This window comes from Bacillus cereus group sp. BceL291 (assembly GCF_051776705.1).
GTDB classification, from domain to species: Bacteria; Bacillota; Bacilli; order Bacillales; family Bacillaceae_G; genus Bacillus_A; species Bacillus_A cereus.
This window is the reverse complement of record NZ_JBPWAP010000214.1, coordinates 1-1,358: the sequence shown is the minus strand read 5'-3', so window position 1 is coordinate 1,358 and position 1,358 is coordinate 1. Positions and strand designations below refer to the sequence as shown.

The following is a 1,358-nucleotide window of genomic DNA, read 5'->3' as shown; positions in this document are numbered from 1 at the left end:
AAAGACCAACTATGAGAAGTCAAGGGGAGTTTTTTATATAAATAGGGGGTGTTTTTCTAAAAAAGGGCGTGCCAAATAAACCTAAGGATTTTCAAAAAAAATGAAAAGGTCATGTTTCTGTTGTGTGAGGTGGTACTTCATAAGGCTTATTGCTTTTAAGAATGGCATAGATAATGTAACACAGCTTTCTAGCTACCGCCCCTATACAAACATAGTAGTGCTTTCCTTGCTTTCGTTTCTTTTCATAAAAAGCTTTTAATACAGGGTCATGTTTATGCGCTGTAATAGCCGCTTGGAATAAGGCTCTACGCAAATGAGAAGAACCACGTTTGGATATAGACGTACCTGAGGCTTCAAATTGTCCAGATTGGGACACAGAGGCATCAATGCCTGCGTAAGCGACAAGTTTAGATGGTTTGTCAAAGCGGTGAATATCCCCAATTTCACTTAGTATAGTGGCTCCTAAAATGGGCCCAACACCAGGTATTGTCATGATAGGAGTATCTAAATCAATTAAAAGTTGTGACATTTCTTCTTCACATTCTTTGATTTGATCTTCGATAAAACGAATTTGTTCCATCAACATTTTTAGTTGGAAGGAAAAAGCGTCTTTACAGAAGGTAACACCAAACGAATTAGAGGCTAATTCCATTAGCTTGTTGGCTGTTTTCTTCCCCAGTCGATTACGACTGGTTTGCTCAATTATTTGTGTTAAATCATCAATAGATATCTGTTCATAGTCACTAGGAGAGGCATATTCAAGTAAGATTTGCGAAGAAGTTTTACCAAAAACATCCGAAAAGATGCTTTGGTACTCTGGGAAAGTCTGATCTAATACGACAAGAGCTTTTCGTTTTAAATCACTCATATTACTTACAAGCGCATTACGAAAGCGGCTCATTTGTTTTAGAGCGAACATTTTCTCGTCCACAAGTGGGGTTTCAACAAAACGGCCGAATCGAATGATATCGGCAATCATAGTGGCATCAATGGCGTCTGTTTTTCGCTTTCTAATTTCTGTTCCTTTTCGCCAAGCATTGGTTTGAATTGGATTTAATACAACGACTGAGAAGCCATGATCAAGTAGAAAAGAATAAACGGCTAACCAATAATGTCCTGTTGCCTCCATTCCAATCAGTATTTCTGTAGGAGACTCAATATATTGGTACATCCAATTTAACAGTGCTTGTCCGCCTTCTTTATGATTCTGAAAGGGAAATGGCTTAGTAATAGGTTTTCCAGTTTGGTCGATAATGGACGCATAATGTTTATGTTTAGCGATATCAATACCTAAATAGAACATAGCTTACACCCCTATTTTAATCAGTGTTAGATAGTGTTGTCCTCCTCTGAACTAA

General features: G+C 37.8%; 1 protein-coding gene. It reads right to left on the bottom strand.

Features of this window, described 5'->3' with window-relative positions:
- Nucleotides 1-109: 109 nt before the first annotated feature.
- A complete protein-coding gene (locus ACS2CR_RS34120; RefSeq protein WP_000499523.1) occupies nucleotides 110-1,303 on the bottom strand; it encodes an IS110-like element ISBth13 family transposase in 1,194 nt (397 codons plus the stop codon).
- Nucleotides 1,304-1,358: the final 55 nt, after the last annotated feature.